Annotated in this window: 15 protein-coding genes; 7 read left to right on the plus strand and 8 right to left on the minus strand. The window is 54.4% G+C overall.

Annotation, left to right across the window (positions count from 1 at the left end):
- Positions 1-96: 96 nt before the first annotated feature.
- The 3 genes from Q7V21_RS14105 to Q7V21_RS14115 all read right to left on the minus strand — a co-directional run bounded on the left by Q7V21_RS14105 (position 97) and on the right by Q7V21_RS14115 (position 2,269).
- Positions 97-540 (minus strand): hypothetical protein, encoded by a 444-nt coding sequence (locus Q7V21_RS14105; protein ID WP_304917902.1) that lies wholly within the window; start codon positions 538-540, stop codon positions 97-99.
- A gap of 289 nt (positions 541-829) precedes the next feature.
- Positions 830-1,192 carry a type II toxin-antitoxin system HicB family antitoxin gene (locus Q7V21_RS14110; RefSeq protein WP_304917903.1) on the minus strand — a complete coding sequence of 121 codons (363 nt, stop codon included), beginning with the start codon at positions 1,190-1,192 and terminating at the stop codon, positions 830-832.
- 207 nt (positions 1,193-1,399) lie between these two features.
- Positions 1,400-2,269 carry a DNA replication terminus site-binding protein gene (locus Q7V21_RS14115; protein WP_304917904.1) on the minus strand — a complete coding sequence of 290 codons (870 nt, stop codon included), beginning with the start codon at positions 2,267-2,269 and terminating at the stop codon, positions 1,400-1,402.
- A gap of 371 nt (positions 2,270-2,640) precedes the next feature.
- On the opposite strand from Q7V21_RS14115, the gene Q7V21_RS14120 reads away from it, so the two are divergent.
- A complete protein-coding gene (locus Q7V21_RS14120) occupies positions 2,641-3,525 on the plus strand; it encodes a hypothetical protein (RefSeq protein ID WP_304917905.1) in 885 nt (294 codons plus the stop codon).
- A 55-nt stretch (positions 3,526-3,580) separates the two neighbouring features.
- Here Q7V21_RS14120 and Q7V21_RS14125 read toward each other — a convergent pair whose 3' ends face one another.
- The gene (locus Q7V21_RS14125) at positions 3,581-4,540 is read right to left on the minus strand and encodes a hypothetical protein (RefSeq protein WP_304917906.1); all 960 of its coding nucleotides are present in this window, start codon (positions 4,538-4,540) and stop codon (positions 3,581-3,583) included.
- 1,575 nt (positions 4,541-6,115) lie between these two features.
- Here Q7V21_RS14125 and Q7V21_RS14130 point away from each other — a divergent pair.
- The 3 genes from Q7V21_RS14130 to Q7V21_RS14140 all read left to right on the plus strand — a co-directional run bounded on the left by Q7V21_RS14130 (position 6,116) and on the right by Q7V21_RS14140 (position 8,379).
- Positions 6,116-7,272 (plus strand): IS3 family transposase gene (locus Q7V21_RS14130; protein WP_304917907.1). Its coding sequence is split into 2 segments (ribosomal slippage): positions 6,116-6,356 and positions 6,356-7,272, totalling 1,158 coding nucleotides; the frame shifts between segments, so codons are not numbered across the junction.
- Positions 7,273-7,394: 122 nt separating this feature from the next.
- Positions 7,395-7,718: a hypothetical protein gene (locus Q7V21_RS14135; protein WP_304917908.1), complete on the plus strand. Its 324-nt coding sequence runs from the start codon at positions 7,395-7,397 to the stop codon at positions 7,716-7,718.
- Positions 7,711-8,379 carry a cytochrome b gene (locus Q7V21_RS14140; RefSeq protein ID WP_304917909.1) on the plus strand — a complete coding sequence of 223 codons (669 nt, stop codon included), beginning with the start codon at positions 7,711-7,713 and terminating at the stop codon, positions 8,377-8,379. Before Q7V21_RS14135 ends, Q7V21_RS14140 begins: the two co-directional genes overlap by 8 nt.
- Positions 8,380-8,429: 50 nt before the next feature.
- Here the strand turns inward: Q7V21_RS14140 and Q7V21_RS14145 are convergent, their stop codons facing one another.
- The 4 genes from Q7V21_RS14145 to Q7V21_RS14160 are packed head-to-tail and all read right to left on the minus strand — an operon-like array spanning position 8,430 to position 12,036.
- On the minus strand, positions 8,430-10,325 hold the full coding sequence (locus tag Q7V21_RS14145; protein WP_304917910.1) for a triacylglycerol lipase: 1,896 nt from the start codon (positions 10,323-10,325) through the stop codon (positions 8,430-8,432).
- Positions 10,326-10,357: 32 nt separating this feature from the next.
- Positions 10,358-11,182 (minus strand): DUF4105 domain-containing protein, encoded by an 825-nt coding sequence (locus Q7V21_RS14150; RefSeq protein WP_304917911.1) that lies wholly within the window; start codon positions 11,180-11,182, stop codon positions 10,358-10,360.
- Positions 11,130-11,375: a hypothetical protein gene (locus tag Q7V21_RS14155; RefSeq protein ID WP_014705592.1), complete on the minus strand. Its 246-nt coding sequence runs from the start codon at positions 11,373-11,375 to the stop codon at positions 11,130-11,132. The genes Q7V21_RS14150 and Q7V21_RS14155 overlap by 53 nt, the downstream gene beginning before the upstream one ends.
- Positions 11,376-11,397: 22 nt before the next feature.
- On the minus strand, positions 11,398-12,036 hold the full coding sequence (locus Q7V21_RS14160) for a TetR/AcrR family transcriptional regulator (RefSeq protein ID WP_304917912.1): 639 nt from the start codon (positions 12,034-12,036) through the stop codon (positions 11,398-11,400).
- A 479-nt stretch (positions 12,037-12,515) separates the two neighbouring features.
- Here Q7V21_RS14160 and Q7V21_RS14165 point away from each other — a divergent pair, with 479 nt between their 5' ends.
- From Q7V21_RS14165 to rbbA, 3 genes are read left to right on the plus strand one after another with little or no spacing between them, the layout of a single operon-like run.
- Positions 12,516-14,003 carry an efflux transporter outer membrane subunit gene (locus Q7V21_RS14165; RefSeq protein WP_304917913.1) on the plus strand — a complete coding sequence of 496 codons (1,488 nt, stop codon included), beginning with the start codon at positions 12,516-12,518 and terminating at the stop codon, positions 14,001-14,003.
- A 14-nt stretch (positions 14,004-14,017) separates the two neighbouring features.
- Complete coding sequence (locus Q7V21_RS14170) at positions 14,018-15,097, plus strand: HlyD family secretion protein (RefSeq protein WP_304917914.1); 1,080 nt, start codon at positions 14,018-14,020, stop codon at positions 15,095-15,097.
- 2 nt (positions 15,098-15,099) lie between these two features.
- The gene (rbbA, locus tag Q7V21_RS14175) at positions 15,100-17,862 is read left to right on the plus strand and encodes a ribosome-associated ATPase/putative transporter RbbA (protein ID WP_304917915.1); all 2,763 of its coding nucleotides are present in this window, start codon (positions 15,100-15,102) and stop codon (positions 17,860-17,862) included.
- Position 17,863 lies beyond the last annotated feature (1 nt).

The raw sequence follows: 17,863 nt of genomic DNA on the forward strand, positions 1-17,863 counted from the left end.
TGTTAAAGCCGTTTGAACTGGGTAATGGAAAACATTTAAATGTTGAAACGAAGTAATTACTCGCATTTGAAACCAAACACCTTAACAAATGAGCAATCATGATTCTTCTTGGCTTTCACGCTGACTTATACGCTCATAAGCCACGCGTTCATTAATAATGTCATCCACTATTTTTCGGTGCAAAGCCACAGAAACAGCATCTGGGTTATTGAATCTGCCACCCTGCTTAAATATCAGATCCGCTAGCTCACGCTCACTCATCGCCATGTACTCATCAAGTCTCGCGCCTTGTTCCGTTAAGACTTCAACGGTTTCCGGATGGACACTTCGCATGGTTAGGCTAGCCAGGTTATCAATTAGTATAAGCACGTTAACTGTATCGTCAGAAAGATAACTTGGTTCCAAAAAGCGGAGATCAACCAACCCTTTTAATTCACTATAAAGCACATAAACGTCAAAAAAATCGATATCATCTTCCGCAAAGGTTTTAAGCGTCTCAAGGCGTGCTTTTGCTAACTTGATGATGTTTTGTTCGAGCATGCGTTACCTCCCTGTAATGACTTTTTGGCTCTGTTATAAATATCTGACAATGGGGGGCATTTACTACAGCTTAGTTATACTTCCTATCATCTCATTTTAAAGAGGGGATACCAAGCCTTAAACGGTTTGTTTGGCTAAATTTTAGTTCATTTGGTTTAACTCAAGTATTCAAATAATCTCTGACAGAGTGTATCCGTGAGGCCTGCAACAAAATCAGGGTAGAACCCCAAGGATATTCGTTGTTATCTTCTCGACCTGATGTGGGTTTCAGAGTAGTTTGCTTTTAGGCTCATACATTTAAATTAAGAACTTCTTCAACCAGCCTGTTGAGGCTAATCCCTTTTGACTCTGCAGTAAGAGTAAGACGCTCCTGTAGCAATGGTGAAATACGAACATTGAATCGTCCTGTAAACTGTTTAGTAGGATTGATTCCACGGTAGTTGCAGGCATCAAGGTAAATCTGAAGCGATTTCTCAGCTTCATTCTTTAATGCTTGAATATTGTTAGCATAAAAGTCTGCGCAGCCAGTGAAGCCAATAAACTCTCCGCGAAACATCTCTATTTCAGGATCAAACTTGATTACAGCCTTGTAACCATCGATTTCCATCATATTGTCTTTGCTCATAACTGCAACCCCAGGCTTTTTAACCATTCTAGAATGCTCGCAACAGCCCCCTTATTACTATTCGGACCTGATTGTGGTGTATTCCCCCCCCTACTTTTTCCAAAAGAATATATTTATACAAGAAATCTTTTTATTTACGTTTATAACTGAGGCCTGTATTACATAGACTCATTCACTTTCACGTTGACTAATATCGCTTTGGCACTCGACAAGTAAAAACGTGTGAAGGATTATTCATTTTTTCTTTTTCCGTATTTTTTCTTCTGGCAAATAACGATGAATATTCAAAAGCGGACAATATGGCGCTGCTTCTAATAACGCATCTGAGCGTCTAACACGGACTCTCTGCTGCCATTCTTTAGGGAGTGGCACGATTACCGGCAATGGATCGCCTTCATTTGCAGGGTAAAACAGCGGTAAATGGGCTGTTGTGACCGGAATACGCTCACCTTCAATGAGGATATTGACCTTGGGTTGAGGCGCAGGCGTGTTCACACGCGCCAGAATTTCACCTTCTGGCAGTAACATCAGCTTTGATTGCTCAGCCTCAAGCAATTTACGTTGCTTTTTGTCCGGCGTTTTATTGATTTTTCGTGCAGCCGACTCGATTGCCTGTTCACGGGAGAGTTTCAGAATAGTTCTTGATTGTGACCAGGTAAAACTGATAGATTCGGGGCGTTTTTCAAGTACGCGAAAGGTTCGACCGGCCATTTTACGATTCAGCCGACGTAAACCGACCTTCTCCAGCAAGTACTTGCTCAAAGGCATACCCTCAAGCGTTGATTCCTTGTCGGTACTGCGAAGAAATCTGGCCAACTCATCACGCAGATCATTTATGGATCGCACCTCCGCCAGCATTTCATACGGTACACCCAAGACAGCAGGCATAGAGCTTGTGCTACCAGCTTGTGCATCGTCATCCAAGTACTCCAACGCTTCGATATACAGTGCCACCGTTTCTCTGTCGGCATTCAAATGTGCCCAGAACGGATAGGACGTATCGCCCCGGACAAACTCTGCGACGGCAAACTGTTGATCGCGAAGTGGCAAATACACTTCCTCAAAGCGTTCGATAAGCTTCATCAACTCAGTGGAATGTTCCATCAGCTTCCCTATTTCACTATTATTAATAGGCATAATATAACACAGTCATATTTAAGCAAGCCTAACACCCTCACTCGTACCACGCGCCTTTCCAAATTGACCTGCCGATGTGATCGTATCGCGCTCGTCTCATTAACGGCGAAGCCGTGCAAGGGAATATTCCAACTGCCTTGTCGGCCCCGGCGTAGCCATAAATGGATTGAAATTAAGAGTAAATAAAAAGGAAAGAAAATCAAAATAGAAAGATTTTCACCGCTCGAAAGATGTGGGCTTTCATGGCGCAAAGCGTCAGGCTGGTTATGGGGTTGCGTGAATGTGAATGTGAATGTGTTATAATATAGCTGTCATAAACACATCAAACGGAGGTTTTTATGACATCGCTTACCCTTGAATCTGCTAACCAAACACTGGCCACCGCCGGGATTCGCCTACGTCTGTCTCAAAAAGGCCTGGCGGTCGTGAGTAAAGTCCCTTTATTTGCGAAAGCGTTGGAGTTTTGTACCAATAACGCCAAGGCGCGTGATGATGTGCTGAGTATCATCGGCCACTACAAAGAGCAGCCTGATTTAGTCTTTGTTGCTGACAAGCCGCAGGGTCAACCGATGCTCGATGCCGCCCCCGCACAAAATAATATGGATTCACCGCCACCAAGACAGCAACGGCCAGTGGCTCAGTCAAAACCCGTCCAGCAATCTACAGTCAATCAGCCAGCACCGGCCCGAACAGTGGCGCATCCCAATGCACCTGCAGCAGAACACCAAGAACCTGCTGGTGGTCAGCACCAAGTCGATACGGAAAAACGTAATTTTGTAGGCCATCATGTCTATGGCAGACATTCAGCACTCTATTTTGCCTATGATGAAACCCGTGGCGGCGATGCCACTATTGCCGTTGATGGTGCGATGTCCGTGGCCACTCGCCAGTACAATTGGAATCAAAAATTACGCATTCAGATCACCCGTAGTGATTTACCCAGTGTTGCCGCTGTGATGTTTGGTTTATTACCAAAAGTTGAGCTTACCAACTACGGTGCAGACAATACCAAGCGATTGATGATTGAAAATCAGGGCAAAAACTACTTTGTGAATATGTCTGCCAAAGACCATCATCAAATAGCCGTGCCTATCTCGGCCAGTGACGTTTATGAAATTCGTAGTCTGTTTCTGGCTCAACTGATGAAAAACAGACCAGAGATTGGCGTAGAAGGCATTCTCACTAATCTAAAATGCCATGCAGTAATGCTCAAACAAGTTTAAACAAAAAAGCCACCTACTCAGTCTGTAGGTGGCTTCACTTTCATGTTCAAATCAATCATCCCACTCTTTCAATCAGTGTCAATAACATATCTCTGCGACGCTCCGGGCTGGTCTCAATCTCTTCCATCCAACTCCCAAGCAGATACATAAACACATCTGACGCACGCTCTGAAGAAGTGAACTCCGACATTAAGTACTCCGGGTTAAAGTTTCCACCCAGATCACCTACAGTCTTAACAGCTGATAAAGCGGCTTTGCGTAAACGCTTCAGCTCATCACCTTTTCTGATTGCCCCGTTTTTAATGTATTTGGACAGAAATAAATGTGATCGCCAGACTTTTTCGACCTGATTGATTGAACTCACAATCAGCGTTTCAAACATCATGTAGTTCAATGCCGTAAACATGGCCATCAGATATTCTTCTTCGGTGCAGATCTCAACCATTGCACTCGACAACATATAATTTGGCATTTTTCGGGCGTAGGCCTGTAGCATTCTCTGCCAAAACTCAGCATCTTGAGTTTCGAAACGTCCTCTGTAGTATTCGTCACAAACACCCATAAGACCGTACTTAATTAGCTCAATTAGTGGAATATCATCTTTGATTTTGTTGGCAGCACTGCTCATCACAACAATGTTGTTCGGCTCATAACCGCGATCATTGTCCAGCCTATCCACAGACCAATCAGAGTCAGTTAAAGTTGATGATGTCAGCGAGATACCAGTGACGGGACACTTTCCATTGCAGTCATTAAGTGCGGCTTCTATGTCTTTCTCGGTTATTGAAACGACAATTTCTTTACGATATGCGCGCATACGAATGTAAAGCAGCTTTCTGGTATACATGGATTGCTTGTGCACCTTGCTAACATTCTGCGTTTGGGCAATTTTATACCCCTCCTCTACGCTTACATAGGTCATCATTTCAGAAATGGGTATATTAAAACGGTACATATCAAACCCAAGCTCTCGCCCTACGTCAGTTCGTATATCCTGTGCTATAGCTTGTCGCATATATATCTCCTATTGTAAGGACTGAAACAATAGAGATTCAGGACAACGAAAACCATGAATAACCGGATATTGGTCCCTGCCGGTTATCGAGTAGTAGAGTTAAGAGTGTTCATATTTTTGAACACTATTCTGTAAACTGGTTTAGAAGTATTTATCATGTATCAATGATTAGGAAAATAATGTTACTCAGTTTTCTCTAATATTCTTACTTAAGGCTACATATGCTAAGGTTATATAAGACTATTACCAGTATCGAAATAACCAAATAAATCAGCATGTTGGGTAATTGTCTGACCCCAAAAATACGCATAAAATGCCATTCGACCCCGGTTTTACGTCTAGTTGCACTCTTCTGTCCCCAGAATTACGTGGATATGTCTTCCTTTTTAACCCCACCTTTACGTTCAGTTGTTGCGGTGGAGCATCTTTAGTATAGATACTATGCGATATTTCATTTTAAAACAGTAGCTTGCGTATCAATAGTATTGTTTTAAAGGTTCTTTGATAAGAAGAATAGTCATAATAATCTTAAGTATTACATACAATGAAGAATATATAAGATTATTAGCAGGTAACATCTCTATAGGTATATCAGTAGCTTACGCGATCTAATAACCCCAATATTACGCCATTCTGACGGTTTAACCCCACTATTACGTTATGGTTCATATTATCTGACCCCTATATTACGTGGATAAGTATCTCTATTTGTCCCCTACTTTACGAACTCGAACTTTATGGCCTTTAACTGGAAGGAATCAAAATTAATCACGACTGGTCTCCTCTCTTTAGACTCGTTTTTTTCCATAAATACATGAACATATCGCATAAACAATGCAGGTGTATGGCGCACTTGATATAACCGGCAGCGACCAATATCCGGTTATTTATTTACTTTATTTCTCTTCTCACTATGATGGCCATTGTGTGTTGGTCAGCAATAATTAACCCCGACTTTACGTTATGTAACGTATTGATGGTGTCAATTGGCTGCGTTTAACCCTAGATTTACGATTCGTGACGTAATTGTGGCGTCATTAGACCTTGTTTAACCCCTTTTATACGTTCTTAGGCGTATTTTTGGGGTCAAATAAGGTTGAGAATTGATCGTTTTGCAGGATTTGACGTAAATCTGGCGTCAATTCAGTTGTCAGAATGCTCAATAGCCCCTAGTGGTCGTAAAGCTGGGGTCAATTAGCTCTGCTTGGGCCTTCGTTAATGATGCGATTCGTAAATGTGGGGTCAGTCCGCATTGTTTTGACCCCAGATATACGCTAGCATCCGTATTAGCGGGGTCAAATAATCTTGTTTATATTGTGAATTAGGGAAAATTAATAGGTTAGTTATGTCTGAGCATACTCAAGATACAGAAGATCAAGCAGAGTCCGCAGTAGACAAAGGTGCTGGTGACGGTCTGGTTGAATCATTGCCTGTTATTGAAGGTGTGCCAATTACACTTGACCAAAAAGAAGCTATGGAGCGTGGCGCCAGGCTTATCAATCGTAGCTTCAGTGGGTTCTACCCCGATTTTGCGGACACTTCAAAGAAGCCTGATAATGGGCAAAAGGAGTGTTTATGTCGAAGAGAAGAAAGTACAGTACTGAGTTCAAACATGGTGCTGTTGAACAAACCCGGCAGTCCGGTGTTAGCTGTGCCCAGATTGCACATGAACTGGGTATTGCCCCCAGTCTGCTGACTCGTTGGCGGCGTGAGGCTGATTCTGCTGGCCAGAAGGCCTTCAGTGGTACTGGCAGTCCTCGAGATGAAGAAGTTGCCCGCCTCAAACGCGAACTGGCCCGGGTGAAGAAGGAACGGGATTTTTTACGCGAAGCGGCAACGTTCTTTGCCAGGGAGTCGTCCTGAAATATCAGGCGATCCAACGTTGTCGCAGCGAATTTCCTGTACGTATGATGTGCCGTTGTCTAAAGGTCTCCCCAAGTGGTTATTACGATTGGGAAGCACGCTCACCGAGCGCCCGAGCAGTTGATAATAGGCGATTGCTGACGCGTATTCGTGAGATCCACCAGGATAGCGGCGGCATCATTGGTGTGCCGCGTATGCATGAAGATCTGACGATTGAAGGTCAGACAGCCAGTAAAAATCGTATTGCCCGTTTAATGGCGGCAGCCGGACTTCAGGGCTGGCCAAGAAAGAAGAAACGTGGTCAGAAAAAGCCACCGTTATTACCCCCGCCAGATGTTCGGAATGTGTTGGAACGAAACTTTACCGCACTCGAGCCCGATACCAAGTGGGTCACGGATATTACTGAGGTCAAAACCGGCGAAGGTAAGCTGTATTTGTGTGTTGTCATTGACCTGTTCAGCAAGCTCGTCATTGGCTGGTCAATGCATCACCGGCAGGACCGTCAGATGGTGCTTCGTGCGGTGGAGATGGCTGTTTGGCAACGCCAGGGCGATGGGCCTGTTGTTTTGCACTCCGATCGTGGCAGTCAGTTTCGAAGCGGCGATTACCAGCGACTATTAAGCCAACATGGATTGGAATGCTCCATGAGTGCAGTTGGTCATTGTGGCGATAATGCCGCGTGTGAGGGATTTTTCGGGGTGCTCAAACGGGAACGTACAAACCGGATGCGTTACCCGACATTGGATTCAGCCAAAGCGGATTTATTTGACTATATTGAACGATTCCATAATCCTCGCATGAGAAGACGAGTCGCAAGAAGCGATATGACGTTTTCAACCGTTTTTAAACCGTCCGTAGAAACGGGGTAGAACCCTATTCGGAGAACCACACCGCGTCGATCCCTGCCGCCCTCCAGGCAGGATTCTTCGCGGGGAGCGCGGGCGATGGAAGGATTTCGGCGGCGACCCGTGCCGATTTTGCCGACGCCGCCGTGGCCGTGCTCGCCGGCGAAGGTCATGACGGCAAGATGTACGAGCTTGCCGGCGATGCGCCCTACACGCTGTCCGAGTTGGCGGCCGAGCTGTCCAGGCAGGTTGGCAGAGAGATTCCGTACAGGAACCTGCCGCCCGCCGAGTATGCCGCCCTGCTCCGAGAAGCGGGCATCTCGGATGCCTATGCCGAGGCCATCGCCCAGTTCGACGTGGATGCCTCGACCGGCGCATTGTTCGATGACGGACGCGAGCTTTCCCGCCTGATCGGCCGTCCGACCACGCCGCTCGCGGACGCCGTGGCCGAGGCGCTTGCGAATGGCTGATGAAGAACACGTCGCTGGCAACCACGGTGGCGACGCCGAAGAAGGGAAAAGCCCCATGAGTCCTGCCGATCCCAAAGCCGCCATCCTGCGCTACAACACGCTGGCGATCCTGTTCCACTGGACGACGGTGGCGCTGTTTCTTGCCACGTACATCGCTGTCTACTACCGCATCTGGTTCACCGAGCGCGGCGAACCGACCAACCTCGTGGCCATGCGCATCCACACCATCACCGGCGTGGCGATCGGACTGATCGTGATCCTGCGGCTGATCTGGCGCAGGGTCGCGCCGCCGCCCGGGTTTCCGCACGGGCAGCGGGTCGAACACCTTGCCGCCACGGCGATGCACTGGGTGCTCTATTTCTTCATGATCGTCATGCCGATCACCGGCTACCTGGGCCTGCGCGCGCCGCTGGGCTGGATCGATATCCCGAAGTTCGACGACACCGCGCTCTATGCCTGGCTGGTGACCGAGCGCCTCGGGCTGACCTGGGAACAATGGGAAGCGCCCATCGACTGGTTCCACCAGACTGCAGGCGCCTTCGTCATATGGGCGCTGATTCTCATCCACGCCGCAGCCGCGCTCTATCACCACTATGTCAGGAAGGACGGCGTTCTCGTGAGGATGGTTCCGAACCTGCGGACGCGTCGCCCGGGCAAATAGTCAGGCGGGGCTCTTCAGCGGATGGCAGCTGTCCATCACTGCGTGGCGCGCTAGCGCTCTTCCCGCAGAGCCATGTCCTCTCCCAGAATGCGTTGAATCTCCAGTATCGCGGCCGCGTTTTGCTGCACGCTATGACCTGAAATGATGACTTTTTCGGACTGCGCCCCGGGAAGATGAGCGCTGCGGTAAGGCACGAGACCATCATCGGAATCAACGAGGGCCACATCGGGATTAGCTTGGGCCACGATCGAGTGATAACGCACCTGGGTAGAGATGGGAAAGCCCGCAGCCGCGCGCAAGAAAGGATCGTTCTCGTCGAGGTTGTCGACGCTATTGGGGATATACCCCAGGCTTTGGTGGCTACTGGCCGCCGCATTGGGCACCAGTGTGTGGGCAAGTTCTTCGAGCACCGTAACGGGAAAGTGAATGAATCCCGCCATCCAGCGCCCGAGGCACCCACCCGCGACTGATGTGCCCCGGTGCGGTGCTGCGATGAAGATGGCACGGCTGACATGCGGGAAGGGCTCGAAACTCAACATCGGAGCTATGCGTTCTATCTGCTTCAGTGTTAGCCGTCCGCGGTCTCTGGCCAGCTGCACCAGCGACTGGTCGGTTGACGATACCATCAAACGCGCAATGACACCGCCCATGCTATGCCCTACCAGTACGAGGTCGGACGAGGCAGGTGACTGGCCGGAAGGATCGAAATGCGCCAGCGTATCCTTTAGCGTTCTGCGAATCATTGCGTGGTTCAATGCGATCGGCATATTGGTCGGGTAGTAGACCTGCCAGAGCTGGTAGTGCTGGCGCAGCAACTCATCTCCCAGGATTTCGTTGGCGAGTTCCACCCAGGCTTCCGGGCTGCTGGCCAGTCCGTGGAGCATGACGATGACACGTCTGTTCGGATCATAGGGCTGCATCAGGTAGACGTGAGGGCGGTCAATGCCACCTTCACGTCCAAGCAGGCTGCGGAGCGACTGCCGTTTGAATTTGGCACGAGCCAACCATACGCCGTAACCGGCGGTGAAATTAGCCGCCAGGGGTACGCGCTGACCGCGCATCATGATGGCCGACTCCACATAGGGGTCATGCACCGTCAAACGGACCGTACGGGTTTGCAACACGCTGTCCAGGTCGTCTCCATCCGGGTGCAACAGAACCGTCATGGACGGCGCGGGCATCTCGCTCCAGGGTAGAGGCTGCTGATTGCGTTTGACAGCTGGACGGCCATCCCGAGTGGCGGCAGTAGTCAAGGGTTCGTCCGGCATGACTGCCACCAACTCGGCTCCAAAACCGTCGCGGCGGTAGAGGCTGCGCAGTCCGCGGAAAGACAACGACGAGGCTGGCAAAAGTTCGGCTGGCACCGCCGTACTGCCCGGCAAACGCGCGCTGCGCATATCCACGTGCAATTCCCAACCTGCGATGTTTCGTTGGGGCTGCGGTGGCAACTGCGTAGCCGTTTGTTGCCCAAATTCAAACATCGCGGTGGCGGCACGTTCGACAGCATAGTTATACCAGTCCCGTACTTGTGTCTGGCGATCCTCGAAGGCTCGCTCTCCTGGGGTATGGTCGCCGAGAAAGAGGTAGGCATAGGCGTAACGGATGGTTTCAAACCAGGCGGCTTGCTGCTCGGATCCGGGCTTCATGGCTTGCGCCTGCGCCAGCCACAGTTCGGACAGCGCAGCCAAGCGTCGATCCGTGGCCACCCCCTTCACCTCGACTAGGGCTTCAACGCAATTCGCTGAGACTGGTTTTGCACAAGCTTGCGCATCTAGGGCCGCCACCCTGATGGTCTGGGTCGTCGCATCGCTGAGCTTGCCGCGTGTCAGGATGTCGCTGCGCTTGAGTTCGATGGCCTCCTCGGCCGTCAGCGTATGAATTTGCACCACTGGGCCGAATTCGCTCAGAATCGAACAGCCTCCCAGCAACAGCGGGGCTATGGCCATCCATGCCACAAGGAAGCAGGGCCGCAGGAACCTCATGGATACACCTCGTTGGCCGGCACGCCAGGCACACCCTGCCGAATTGAAGTCGAGAAATTGGCCGCCGATGTGTCGGAAGCAAGGGCGCGTTCGTTGATGTACCCCAGTGCCTGCAGTTCTGCGTAGCTATAATCAGGTACCAATCCGTGCAGGTCGTAGACGTATTCCGCAAAGTATCCCGACAGCATCAAGCGATAGTCTACCGGCAACGCTGGCGATATGAGCCGAGCTAGCTCGAACACGATGGTCGTGCAGTTACTGGTCAAGGTGTTGTAAAAGCGGGGAGACCGCCGCAGTTCATTGGCCACATCCACATACTCCAGAAACAATGCGCGGACTTTCACCTGACTCATCTGCAACCGATAGAGATACACCTGCTCGCCTCGCGCATTGCTGCGTGTACGCACAATGTCACCCTCATCGGCGGCTACCAGGATCTGCTCGAACTGACGGAAGAATCCACCGACTGCGGAGAAGGACTCGTGGCGCTCCTTGCGTATTTCCAGTGAGAACACTACCTGCTCACCATCATCGAAGCCGAACGACACCAGTGCGTGAGCGATATGCGGCCCCATCCAGTAAGAAAGTAGCAAGTCGGCGCTACGCAGGCGGGCCAGATCGTACGTGCGGCTCTCCCAACGAGGCGTGTAGTCGGTTTCACTGCGCCATTCGAAGTTGCGTACATTTTTCAGTTGAACATAGTCGCCGTCGACCCTGGCCTCCAGCAATTGGGTGACATCGTCAGCCCATAGACGGTGGTGCGAGGGCTTAAGAGTGTTCCACCACACCGCCAGGAGAGCTACGGCACTTGCGAACGCCATTGCCGTGAGATTGCGTGACTTCCGGCTGGGCAGGCCCGTCGACGCCACCACCATCGATAACCCGGCTGCCGCCCAGAGCACAAGGGTGATCATGCGGAAAGCCGGCTGCAGCATCTGATGCCATAGAGCCAGTAACCCCCACGCAGTCAGCATCAGCACCGCAAAGCCGGTCACCAATCGCATAAGGGGGCATCTGGTCTTTTGCCTTTCCCTGCTCATCTAGGTTGCAAAAGCTCAAACAGCAGTTGCCGATGCGCATCCCGTGTTTGCGTGAGCGATATGGAAGGGGTGCCACTGGATATCATTAAGGAGTTCAGCCACAGCAGTGCGGGAGCGAGTGCGAGTGGGAAAAAGTGCTCGGTCAAGACGCTTGGGCGAATGACTCCAAGCTCTATGTAACGTTGGATAATAAGCTGTGCCCGCTCCCGTAATCCGCACGCAACCTCCTCATGCCAACTCCTTACCAAGTCTGGCGTTCTGGAACTTTCGGCCAGAAGCAACCGGTAGATCGACATCGTGGCAGGGGAGCTAAAAGTCGCATACAGGCGATCTAGGTAGACTTCTACCAGTTCTGGCAACGTCAGAACTTCATCCGGGAGCCAGCCCTGGAAATCGCAAATCTGCTTTGTCGTACGTTCGAGCATGGCGTGAAAAATTTCTTCCTTACTGTTGAAGTGGGCGTAGATGCCTGCCTTGGACAATCCCGCACATTCCGCCAGACGCTCCATCGACACGGCGTTGTATGTCCGATCCGCAAACTCGATCAGGGCCGCGTCCAGTATTTCCCCTTTCCTGGCCGCAGAGGATAGGTAGCGGCGCTTTTCTGGTACGTCATTATTTTTCTTGGTTGGCATTCAAAAGTTCCCTGTTCAGAAATCTGTTGGATTGTGCCATGGGCTGGTCACCGGTTCCACCATGAAAGCCTGATCAGCCCAGGCTAATCAATTCCAACTTACGGGTATGTAGCGCCTGGCGAACTGCTAGTTGCGTTTATGGGATTGTACCGTGTAAAATAAAAAACAACCACCCGGTCGTTTGTTTTGAAGCATGTACGATTTGCAGGGATGTATACGAACCCGAAACCCTGAAAAATGAAGCAGTAAGAGCCTCCAGCGATCGGCCGCTAGAGGCATCGGTGCAGACCTTAATAAGGAAGTGGCGTGAGATTGATAACTCTTTCGAGAAAGGCCATACGTGACGTAAACGACCATCAAGGTCGCGCTCGATTACAGCGTTTGTTGATGATTGACGTGCCGACGCAACGCTGTACGTGGGTGGCTACTCCTATACAGCCAGGCTCCATTCAGCTAGCCCCCCCCTACGGAATGTGACTATGCCCCCAGCTCTTCCCTTATTTCCTGAGTTCAGGCTGCGCACTTTCTCGCTGGCGTTGAGCGCCGTCGTATTAGCCGGCTGCATGTCGCTCGCTCCTGCTCCTGATACCCCGCCGCTGCCGGTACCCGAGGTTTGGCCTGGTCATCTTGAATCGAGCACCGAGGGTGCCCACGCGGGAGAACTTGCCTGGCAGGCCTACTTCACGGACCCTTTGCTGCAACGCCTCATCGAGACCGCGCTGGAGAACAACCGCGATCTGCGCCTGGCCGCGCTGCGTGTCGAGGAAGCCAGCGCCGCATTCCGCATTCAGCGCTCGGATCGATTTCCTGCCGTGGGCGTGGGTGCCCAGGGTGGACGCGCCCGCGTCCCTGGCGATCTGAACATGTCGGGCCGGTCGCAGGTGGGCGGCGAATATCGGGCCGAGGTGGGTTTGAGCACCTGGGAGCTGGATCTGTGGGGCCGGGTCCGCAACCTGGAAGACGCCGCCCTGCAAAGCTGGCTGGCTTCCGACGCGGCCCGCCAGGCCGTCCACCTGGCGCTAATCGCCCAGGTGGCCGACGGTTATCTTGGCTTGCGCGAGATAGACGAACGCGTGGCTATCGCCCGTCAAACCGTCGCGACCCGCGAGGAGTCCTATCGCATTTTCCGGCGCCGCGTTGAAGTCGGCTCGACCTCGAAGCTGGACCTCACTCAAGTCCAAACTTTGCTGAACCAGGCTCAGGCGCTGCTAACCCAGCTTGAGCAAGCACGCGCCACGCAACTGCACGCGCTGGCACTGCTGGTAGGTGCCGATCCTGGCCCGCTGCCCACCAAGGCACCCTTCGATGAAACAACGGTGCTGGCCGAACTCCGGGCCGGCCTGCCCTCGGAGCTGCTGGTCAGTCGCCCGGACATCATTTCCGCCGAACACCAATTGCGTGCCGGCGATGCCAACATCGGCGCGGCCCGTGCGGCGTTCTTGCCGCGCATTGCGCTGACCGGCAGCTTCGGCACGGCCAGTTCCGATCTTGACGGCCTGTTCGATTCCGGCAGCCGCGCCTGGACCTTCATGCCTACCTTGTCGCTGCCCATCTTCGATGGCGGGCGGCGGCGCGCAAACTTGGAACTGAGCGAGGTGCGCCGCGACATCGCCGTCGCCGGATACGAGAAAACCATTCAAACGGCCTTCCGCGAGGTGGCTGATGCACTGAGCGCCAAGTACTGGCTGGCTGAGCAATTGACGATCCAGCGGGCCAATCTGGAAGCACAAAGCGAACGCGCCCGGCTGGCCCAGTTGCGCTACGACAACGGTTCGGCCGCTTTCCTGGAGGTGCTGGACGCCCAACGCGATCTGCTGGATGCCGGACAACAGCTGGTACAGGCGCGCCGTGCGCTGCTGTCCAGCCAGGTGGCGCTGTATGCCGCACTCGGCGGCGGAACCCTCGCCGCAACCGGTCAGGCGCAGGGTGCGACCTCGGCGCCCACTTCCACCCCATCAACCCGTTAAGGCACGCGAAACCTATGACTGCTTCATTCTCTCTCAAGAAAAAACTTCTGATTGTTGCCGCTGCAGCGGTTGTTATCGCGCTGGCCTGGTGGGGCTGGACAGAGCTTGCCGACAGTGGGCCCGGCGAAGGCTTCGTTAACGGCAATGGCCGCATCGAAGCCACCGAGATCGACATCGCCACCAAGCTTCCCGGACGTATCGAAGACATCCTCGTACGTGAAGGCGATTTCGTCGCAGCGGGCCAGCCACTGGCCAGGATGCAACTGGAAACGCTTGAGGCGCAGCGCGACGAAGCCTTCGCCATGCGTGAACAGGCCGAGCATTCTGTGACCGCAGCACAGGCCCAGGTGGCGCTGCGTGAAGCCGACGTGGTTGCGGCGCAGGCACTCGTCGGTCAGCGCGAGTCGGAGCTCGATGCCGCGCAACGGCGGCTGAAACGTTCGCAGACATTGTCCCAAGAAGGCGCCGCCTCGATACAAGAATTGGACGATGACCGGGCGCGCGTGCGGGGCGCACAGGCGACGCTCGCGGCCAGCAAAGCACAGACCGCCGCTGCCCGCGCCGCGGTCGAGGCCGCCAAAGCGCAGTTGGTCGGCGCAAGGTCCAGCGTGTCCGCTGCCACGGCCAGCATCAATCGCATCGAAGCGGACATCCGCGACAGCGAACTGCGTGCCCCGCGCGACGGACGGGTTCAGGTGCGCGTGGCGCAACCCGGCGAGGTGCTCGGAGCCGGCGGACGTGTCCTGAACCTGATCGACCTGTCGGACGTGTACATCACCTTCTTCCTGCCCGAGACCGTGGCCGGCCGCGTCGCGCTGGGCACCGAGGTACGCATCATTCTGGATGCCGCGCCGGAGTTTGTTATTCCAGCGAGCGTTTCCTTCGTCGCCAGTGTGGCGCAATTTACTCCCAAGACGGTAGAAACCGCGAGCGAGCGGCAGAAACTGATGTTCCGCGTGCGCGGGCAGATTTCCCAGGATCTGCTGCGTGAACACCTGGATCAGGTCAAGACCGGGCTGCCCGGCGTGGCCTGGGTCAAGCTCGACGCCAATGCCGAGTGGCCCGAGAACTTGTCCCTTCGCGTGCCGGAGTAAGTATGAGCCACAGTGCGCAACCCATGACCGTTGCAAGCGTCAGACAGGTGCGCTTGCGTTACGGCAACGTCATGGCCCTGGATGGCATTGACCTGGACATTCCCGCCGGGCGGATGGTCGGCCTGATTGGCCCCGACGGCGTAGGCAAGTCGAGTCTGCTCTCATTGCTGGCTGGCGTACGTATCATCCAGGAGGGCACGGTCGAGGTGCTGGGTGGCGATATGGCCAGCAAAGCCCATCGCAAGCAGGTTTGCCCGCGCATCGCCTACATGCCGCAGGGACTGGGCAAGAACCTGTACCCGACGCTCTCGGTCGAGGAGAATCTGCAGTTCTTCGCGCGCCTGTTCGGTCATGGCTCTGCGGAACGCCGCCAGCGTATCGATGAGCTCACTCAGGCCACTGGCCTGTTCAAATTCCTTGAGCGCCCGGCAGGCAAGCTATCCGGGGGCATGAAGCAGAAACTCGGCCTGTGCTGCGCGCTGATTCACGACCCGGATTTCCTGATTCTCGATGAGCCAACGACCGGCGTGGATCCGCTGGCGCGCGCGCAGTTCTGGGATCTGATCGAGCGCATCCGCGCCGATCGCCCCGGCATGAGCGTGATCGTGGCTACCGCCTACATGGATGAGGCACAGCGCTTCGACTGGCTCGCCGCCATCGACGACGGCAAGGTCCTCGCCACCGGCACGCCGAAGGAATTGCTGGAAAAAACAAGCAGCCCGAACCTGGAAGAGGCATTCATCCGCCTGCTCCCGGAAGAGAAAAAGCGCGGACACCAAGCGGTAGTCATTCCCCCTTTGCCGGAGAGCGGCGCAGACGATATCGCCATCGAGGCCGAGGGGCTGACCATGCGCTTTGGCGACTTCGTTGCCGTCGACAGTGTCTCCTTCCGCATCCGGCGCGGTGAGATCTTCGGCTTCCTCGGCTCCAACGGGTGCGGCAAGTCCACGACGATGAAGATGCTTACCGGCCTGTTGCCGGCGAGCGAGGGTCGGGCCTGGCTGTTCGGCCATGAAGTGAACCCGCATGATCTGGACACCCGCCGCCGCGTCGGCTACATGTCCCAAGCGTTCTCGCTCTACAGCGAAATCACGGTACGCCAGAACCTGGAGTTGCACGCCAAGCTCTTCAGTGTGTCCCCGGAGGACATTCCTGCTCGCGTCGATGAGATGGTGGAGCGCTTCGGGCTGGTGGACGTCATCGACAGCCTGCCGGCCAGTCTGCCTCTGGGCATACGCCAACGCCTGTCGCTGGCGGTCGCCATGGTGCACAAGCCAGAACTGCTGATTCTGGACGAACCGACTTCGGGCGTCGACCCGGTGGCGCGTGATGCGTTCTGGCGGCTGCTTATTGAATTGTCGCGGCGCGACCGGGTGACGGTCTTCATTTCCACTCACTTTATGAACGAGGCCGAACGCTGCGACCGCATGTCGATGATGCATGCCGGCAAGGTGCTCGACAGCGACGTGCCCGCCAGGCTGGTCGAGAAACGCGGCGCCAAAACCCTTGAAGAGGCCTTCATCGGCTACCTCCTCGAAGCCGAGGGAGGCACAGCCGCCCCGCCCAGCCAGCCTGAGGCCGACAATCACGAGGAGCAGCCATCCGCGGTACCCGCTGAACACGGCGGGCACGGCTCTGGCGGTTTCAGTCTGCAGCGAATGTTCAGCTATCTGTGGCGCGAGACGCTGGAATTGCAGCGGGACCCGGTACGCGCCACGCTGGCGCTGGGCGGTTCGCTGCTGCTGATGTTCGTGATCGGCTTCGGCATCACCATGGACGTCGAGGACCTGAGCTATGCGGTGCTCGATCGCGACCAGACCACGCTTAGCCAGAACTACACGCTGAACTTGGCCGGATCGCGCTACTTCACCGAGCACGCGCCGATCATCGACTACGAGGACCTTGATCGACGCATGCGCAACGGCGAACTGTCGCTGGCCATTGAGATCCCCCCTGGCTTCTCTCGCGATGTGTTGCGAGGCCAGAACGTGCAGATAGGTGCCTGGATCGACGGCGCCATGCCGCAACGCGCGGAAACCGTCCAGGGCTACGTTCAGGGCATGCACCAGCACTGGCTGCTGGCACAGGCCAGCGAGCGTGGCGGCGCCAGCGCAGCCGGCAATGCCAGCGTCGAGACGCGCTTTCGCTACAACCCCGATGTCAAGAGCCTGCCGGCCATGGTGCCGGCGGTGATTCCGCTGTTGCTGCTCATGCTGCCTGCGATGCTGACCGCGCTGGCGGTGGTGCGCGAGAAGGAGACGGGCTCGATCACCAATCTCTACGTGACGCCGGTCACGCGCATCGAGTTCCTGCTTGGCAAGCAACTGCCCTATGTCGGTCTGGCCATGGTGAACTTCCTGCTGATGAGCCTGCTCGCGGTCACCGTCTTCGGTGTGCCGGTCACGGGCAGCTTCTTCACCCTGTCGCTGGCCGCGCTGATCTTCTCCTTCGCCGCGACAGGCATGGGGCTGCTGGCCTCGGCCGTCACGCGCAGCCAGATCGCCGCCATGTTCTTTGCCATGATCGGCACCATCATTCCGGCCACCCAGTTCGCCGGCCTGAGGGATCCCGTGTCCTCGCTTGAAGGCTCCAGCAAGTTCATCGGCGAGATCTACCCCGCCACGCACATGATCTCCATCAGCCGTGGCGTGTTCAACAAATCACTCGGCCTGGCCGACCTGACGGGGCCGCTGTGGTCGATGCTCATTTCGGTTCCGGTCATTCTCGGCGTGGCTGTTTTGCTACTCAAGAAGCAGGAGCGTTGAG

Source organism: Methylophaga sp., assembly GCF_030651745.1.